The following is a 5,918-nucleotide window of genomic DNA, read 5'->3' as shown; positions in this document are numbered from 1 at the left end:
AAGGGCATTTCCAAAATTCGGTCCCGGCCATCTCTCAACTCTGATTTGCCAGAAATTTTGGATATTATGGCGGTTTGCATAAGGCCGTCAGAAGCGCTAAGCACTATGACAGCTGAAGAGTGGGACGCGGTGGAGATAAATAGATTAAAGGTACTTCTGGTTTGCCGCTTAATCTCATTTGAACTATGGTCACGTTCCCTAAAGAAAGGAGTTCTCAAAATGGTCGTGGTGCCCATCGTCTCGGGGGATATCGACTCCCTGGTAATGTGCAAGATTTTGAATAACGAGAGACAGGAGCAGCATCCCATCTTCATCGACTTCGGCCAGATCTCCAACGAGGAGGAATGGAAGGCCTGCAGGAACGTATTCAAGAGCTGCAACCTGCCGCTCCCCGAGAAGATAGATCTGAGAGGATACTGCAGGTCGATAGAGTCCGACGTCAACGGAGACTGCAGGGCGAGCTACATCAACGCCTTCCTTCCGGGAAGAAACCTCATGTCCCTGATGGCAGCAGCCTCTTACGCCTACCAGAGGGGCATAAAGATCATAGCCATCGCCCTCCTCTCAGACGAGAGCCACCTCTTTCCGGACCAGACCGAGGAGTTTCTGGTGAACGCCAACTTCGCCATCAACTCCGCTTTCGGAGATCGGATCACCATACTTACGCCATTGATCAACTTCGCAAAGTCCGACATCATTAACATAGCCAACTGGTATGGCCTCCCCATAGAGGAGACCCTCTGCTGCCATCCGGGAAGAAATGGCGTCTGCAAAAACTGTACCGCCCGCAAGGTGATCGTCGATCCCCTGGCGACGGATTAGATGGTGATATGCGCATGATGGTGATATCAGAGCCCGAAGCTCGCCCCTCGAAAGTTGCGAGAGTGGAGATCGAACGGCTGGAGGAGATGGCGAGGGAGGAGATCAGAGAGGCTCAAGACCCAGTGCCGCGGAGGAAGGCCTTTCTCATCTTCAGAGTGGGGGATGCCGATCAGGTCCAAGCCTTCTGCTCCCTGGCAAAAGAGGCCGACCCCCATCTCGACTTCATCGACTTCGCGCTGAAGGTCCATTTCAAGACCGAGAATGCCGAATACGTCCGCCATTGCATCAAAAGAAGGATCGAGGCCTGCTCTGCGGTGATCCTCTTCATCGGAAAGACCACCCACGACTGTGAATGGGTCGACTGGGAGGTCCGAGAAGGTCTGAGGATGAAAAAACCCCTGATAGCCATGAGGCTGAACGAAGAGCTGTCCCTAAGAGTTCCCAAGGTGCTGAGAGAGCATCGGATCAAGCCCCTGGCCTACAGCGAGGACGAAGTTCGGCGGATTATTCGAAAGAACGCAGAAATTTTGTGAGTTTATATTTAGTCTGAAGTTCCCGCCCTCGTATTACGGCGTCTCATTTTATAGGCAACAGACAGAAGAGCCGTCAGCATTTCTTACTGAAAAATAAAGGAAAAAAAGGTGTGTAGGCGACGCGCCTACACTGCGGGCATGACCAGAGATCTCTCGCCGGCCGCGCGGAACTCTCTTGCTCCACCCATTCCGTATCCCTTGCGGATATCGTCCCAGGTGAAGAGGAGCGCGGGGTTCGCGAAGCAGACCTTGATCAGCGGGTTGCACGCGTAGGCGTCTCCGCGGCCAGCGTGAGCTGCGCTGGAGATGCCTGCGTACTCGCCCTGGTGACCGACGTTCATGGCGTAGTTCGGATAGTTGGGACCTCTGATCTCCAGGGGACTGCCCTCGTCGCCCTGGTAGCTGAAGACGTTGGTCGGACCGCACTGGTCCTGCAGATCGTATCCGAAGAAGCCCATCCTGCCCCAGCCTTCCTTGTGAATCAGGTGGCTGAGATACCAGGCGGCGAGAGCCATCTGGCTGTTTCCGGTGATGCAGCCAGTGGTGACACCGCTGGCGGCGGCCATGATACCGGACCTCTGGGACCCACCGAAGTGGTCCTCGAGCAGGGTCGGGAAGGCCTCGTACTGCTCCATGGCGTACAGGGTCGTCTCGGTGGCGCAGTCCTTGGCGGTCTCGATATCGATCGGAGCCTCACCCCATCCTCCATACTTGTCGACTGCGTAGTCGCAGCCGTAGTAGGAGAAGTCGTCCAGGACGTCGTTGGTGTAGGCGGCCGTGGCGTACTGGGTGAACCCGACGCCGCCGGACATGTAGCTGCCCAGCCAGATCTGGTCGTAGAGCATCGTTCCAGCAGCGACGACGTTCAGGGAGACCTGTGGCGGATCCCAGGGCTTGGTCCTGGAGGTCTGAACCATGTCAGCCATGAATCCGAAGCTGATTCCACCGGGCTCGTTGGGGCCTCGAGCTCTCCTCGCGGGGAGCATCTCGCCCATCTGGATGACAGCCGCGTGCTTGGCGGCGAAGGCGAGGTCGGCCACAGCGGCCTCACCGGCGCACATGTTGTAGGCGTCGATGAAGGTCATGGACAGCTGCATGGCGCTCCACCTGGAGGTGGTGCCGCCATCACAGGTCCTCGATACGATGGTCGGGATGTGGATGGCCTGCCAGGAGGTCTTGCCCATGGCCGCCTTAAGCTCCTCGGCCTGCTCGGCGGGGAAGAGCTTGTTGATGTCGATCAGATACTGATCGTCGATCTCGTCCGCGAGGTCGTCGTCGCCGGTGAACATCCTGACGTTACAGTCGTCGACGAGGCCGGGGTGGGTCTCAACCATGTGCTCCTGGACCACGGCTGCGCCGGGCATGGCGTGGTTCAGGATCTCGAGATAGTTGTTGATCGTCTCAGGAGTGACCTCTTTGCCCAGCCTCTTCTCCAGCACCTCGTGGGCCATGTCCAGACCGACCACGATGGTCCTCCGGATGTCGTCCCACATCTGCTGCATGGCGGGGTTGTTGACGAAGTGGAGGTCGTCGCCCTCTACGATGTACTCGGTGGTGGAGAGCTTGTAGGGGACGAGCTGCCTCTGCCCCATGGGGATGCCGCCGGCGTGAAGCATGGGGTTGTAGAAGGATATTCCTCTCTTGCCCTCCAGCTTCTTGGCGGCCTCTATGAACTCTCTCTTACGAGGATTCTGCTCGACGCCGAGCCTCTCGTAAGTGGTCGTTGTGCCTGAAAGGTCGAAGTCCTTGCCGAACTTCTTGTTCAGAGCCTTTACGAACAGCTTTTTAGTGTGAATCTTTCCCATCTTATCTCACCACCATTTACTCTGGCCTGAATCCCCACTTGCTTCTGCGCTCCCACATGTGGTGCAGGGCGACCAGGCCCTCGTCGAATTCTCTTGATTCTGCGGTGCAGGGTCCACCGAAGGAGATGTTGTCGCACCTGAAGATGGTGGTTCTCTTTGCCGTCTCGGCCTCGCTCATCGGCTTTCCGGAGTTGATCTTCTTGTCCAGGGGGATGCCGACCTGGTCCTTGTCGTAGTAGACGTTGCCGTCGGATCCGAGCTCGGTCCTCGCCAGCATATCGAACATCATGCCGTCTTCGTCGAGCCTCAGGGAGTGGCCGTGGACGGTGCAGCCCCTCATGGTGGCGAGGGCTGGGTCGGTCATCTCGGAGTCCATCTGGACCTTGGTGTACTCCTCAATGTCTCTCTCTCTGGCCTCGATGATCTGTCGGCCGGAGAGGGTTCCCGGGTCACAGCCTCTGCAGTTGATCGCTCCCCAGTAGCTTCTCCAGTAGGGGATGGCGGGGGCGTTGTACATGGAGTCGGTAAACTGGGAGTACCTTATTCTGTCACCAGCGGCCGCGCCGGGGGTCGGCTCTACGAGCTGCCTTATGGGACAGTCGGGCTCTCCCATCTCGGCCAGGGGCGGGTGGGTGCTGGGGTAGTCTGCGCCGGGAGCCCTGTGGCCCATTATGGATACGATGTCGGCATCGGAGATGTCTCTCAGCTTCTCCAGATCGCCAGACATGTGCTTACGCCTGTTCTCACCAACAGACGTGTTGCCTGGATAATATTGGGGTTTGTATGCCATATCCTAAACCTCCTTATGAAAACATCAGTCACCTCTCGAATCAGACAGCACGGCAAGATCTCGTTCCCTCTTGCCCTTCGGATCGACCAGCCCAAGTACCCGTTCGTCTTCAATCTCGCTTCCGTATTTCGCGTAGTCGGAGACGGTCGGCTTGGTGTGAAACAGCCGCTTTCTTTTTATTTCGAAGGGGAAGGGCAGCGTTCGCTCACACGCCGCCTTGACGCCTTCTAGATACTCCTCGCCCTCCAGCTCAAGCCAGATCCTTCCCACTTTAACCCTCAGCTCAAGGGCCTGATCTCCGAGCTTCAAGAGAAGATCCCGGTTCTCATCAACCGGTAATCCCTTGCCAGGACCGTAAGGCACCGCCTTTGGAAGGTTCGGCCCCTGGATCATTATCCGGACGAGTCCGCCCTCTCGGTAAATCTCGCCGAGAAGGCACTCTGCCGTCTCCGGTTTGAGAAACTTCCGGGGGAATATCTCAATCTGGACTGGTTCCGTGTCTGATTTAGTGACCATGCATACTCAACCTATCTATACAGCCTCCGCAACTGAGACGATAGGCTCGCGGAATTCCTTGATCTCTCCGTAAACGGCCCCGACCAGTCCAGAGGTCATCTCCGGAGTGAACATCTGGGTGCCCGCGTCAAGAGCAACCGCCGCGGATACGCAGGGGATGGCGAATCCTCGGGAGTGCCTGGTCACGACGTGGTTGCCGTTGAAGACGCCGGGTCCGCCGCCGCCGTAGATGGAGTGGCTGAAGAAGGAGAAACCAACAGCGGTTCCCATGACCTTGCCCCAGTCACAGCCGGGCAGAGCGGTCTCTTTCTCAATTAAGTCGTTGAAGTAGAGCAGCGTTGAGGAGACTGCCTGAGCACCTCGAAGAGCACCGCAGTTGACCATGGTGGCTGCGAGAGTGCCTGCCGCACAGTAGGCGTTCCACTTGGAGACGTCCACTGCCTCGTACATGGTGAATCCGGAGGGGAACTTCTCGCCGGCCTTGATGACCCCGTCCTCGATGGCCCTCTCGACGGTGGACTGAACCACGGTTCCGATGGTTCCAGTCTTGCCGTTGGCCTTGACACAGTCGTAGACCATGTTGTTGGCGTTGAGGCCCTGGTAGGCGAGGCCGAGGAGCTGGTGCCTCTCGAAGATTCCTATGGCGTTGCCCATCTCGAAGTTTCCGATCTGCTCGTAGATGGAAGAGAGGGCAGCGGCGTTCATGGCGTTCCTCTTGGTGATGGCTGCGATGTGGTTTGCCATGATGTTTCGAAGGGCGAAGCCGAGACCTTCATCGTTCTGGGGGATGTTGAGGACAGAGGCGATGTTTCCGCCGGACATGGGGACGGTCTGCGGGTACTGGCCCCAGACTGCGGCGTGGACCATCGGCGCGTCGTACATGTTGGTATTGAACTGACCGACGAGCGCCTCGGTGGCTGCTGCTGCTGCTGCGGTCATTCCGACGACGAACTCTGATGCGACGTCAACCCTGGCGGTGGGAACCTGAACCAGGAGCTGCTTTCCTCCTCCCAGGACCTGGACGTTGGTGTCGTCTCCCTCTTCGACCTGGAGCAGATCCTTTATGCTGGCGGCGAGGGCGTCGGCGTTGGCGACGACATCATAATTCAGCTCACGTCCCTTGATCTGCCTGCCCTGCCCGCCGACCTTTCCGGTCTTAAGAGCGTTCTCGACTCCCGCCAGGTTGACCGCTACGGTCCGCTTGGTCAGGTTGATCAGCTTCTTCATCGCAGCGTTCTTGAGTGGGCTGACGGCGCTCAGGTCAACGTCACTCTTTAAAAGAACGCCACGGTCACTATAGAGGTCTATTTTGTCAGACACGTTCTTTTTCCTCCTTTACCTTTTAGCAGAAAACTGAATGAATCGGAGTTGCCGGAGCGAACGGTACGATATGCTATCCAGTGTAATCATACCCGGCAATGATCCTCTCTACTACAGCCTCCCGCCTTACCC

6 protein-coding genes are annotated in these 5,918 nt (G+C 57.5%); 2 read left to right on the top strand and 4 right to left on the bottom strand.

The features are described from left to right. The first annotated feature begins 219 nt into the window (after positions 1-219). Positions 220-822 carry a 7-cyano-7-deazaguanine synthase gene (locus tag ACP5EL_RS08670; RefSeq protein WP_428402112.1) on the top strand — a complete coding sequence of 201 codons (603 nt, stop codon included), beginning with the start codon at positions 220-222 and terminating at the stop codon, positions 820-822. Positions 823-836: 14 nt separating this feature from the next. After that, entirely contained in the window at positions 837-1,355 is a 519-nt protein-coding gene (locus ACP5EL_RS08665) for a TIR domain-containing protein (protein ID WP_428402111.1), read from the top strand. A gap of 125 nt (positions 1,356-1,480) precedes the next feature. Here ACP5EL_RS08665 and mcrA read toward each other — a convergent pair whose 3' ends face one another. The 4 genes from mcrA to mcrB are packed head-to-tail and all read right to left on the bottom strand — an operon-like array spanning position 1,481 to position 5,786. Continuing rightward, positions 1,481-3,160, bottom strand: a complete 1,680-nt coding sequence (gene mcrA / locus ACP5EL_RS08660) for a coenzyme-B sulfoethylthiotransferase subunit alpha (protein ID WP_428402110.1) — start codon at positions 3,158-3,160, stop codon at positions 1,481-1,483. 16 nt (positions 3,161-3,176) lie between these two features. Next, positions 3,177-3,950, bottom strand: coding sequence for a coenzyme-B sulfoethylthiotransferase subunit gamma (gene mcrG, locus ACP5EL_RS08655; RefSeq protein WP_428402109.1), 774 nt, complete (start codon positions 3,948-3,950; stop codon positions 3,177-3,179). A gap of 24 nt (positions 3,951-3,974) precedes the next feature. Continuing rightward, on the bottom strand, positions 3,975-4,466 hold the full coding sequence (gene mcrD, locus ACP5EL_RS08650; protein ID WP_428402108.1) for a methyl-coenzyme M reductase operon protein D: 492 nt from the start codon (positions 4,464-4,466) through the stop codon (positions 3,975-3,977). A 15-nt stretch (positions 4,467-4,481) separates the two neighbouring features. Further along, the gene (gene mcrB, locus ACP5EL_RS08645) at positions 4,482-5,786 is read right to left on the bottom strand and encodes a coenzyme-B sulfoethylthiotransferase subunit beta (protein WP_428402107.1); all 1,305 of its coding nucleotides are present in this window, start codon (positions 5,784-5,786) and stop codon (positions 4,482-4,484) included. Between the last annotated feature and the right edge of the window lie 132 nt (positions 5,787-5,918).

It is taken from the genome of Methanocrinis sp., from assembly GCF_049974945.1.
GTDB lineage: Archaea > Halobacteriota > Methanosarcinia > Methanotrichales > Methanotrichaceae > Methanocrinis.
Note: the sequence above shows the minus strand (reverse complement) of the source record. Positions and strands in the feature narration are given on the sequence as shown.

Excerpts from the sequence above, each read along its gene's own strand:
- ACP5EL_RS08670 (WP_428402112.1), top strand. The coding sequence starts at position 220 with ATGGTCGTGGTGCCCATCGTCTCGGGGGATATCGACTCCCTGGTAATG.
- ACP5EL_RS08665 (WP_428402111.1), top strand. The coding sequence starts at position 837 with ATGATGGTGATATCAGAGCCCGAAGCTCGCCCCTCGAAAGTTGCGAGA.
- mcrA (WP_428402110.1), bottom strand. The coding sequence starts at position 3,160 with ATGGGAAAGATTCACACTAAAAAGCTGTTCGTAAAGGCTCTGAACAAG.
- mcrG (WP_428402109.1), bottom strand. The coding sequence starts at position 3,950 with ATGGCATACAAACCCCAATATTATCCAGGCAACACGTCTGTTGGTGAG.
- mcrD (WP_428402108.1), bottom strand. The coding sequence starts at position 4,466 with ATGGTCACTAAATCAGACACGGAACCAGTCCAGATTGAGATATTCCCC.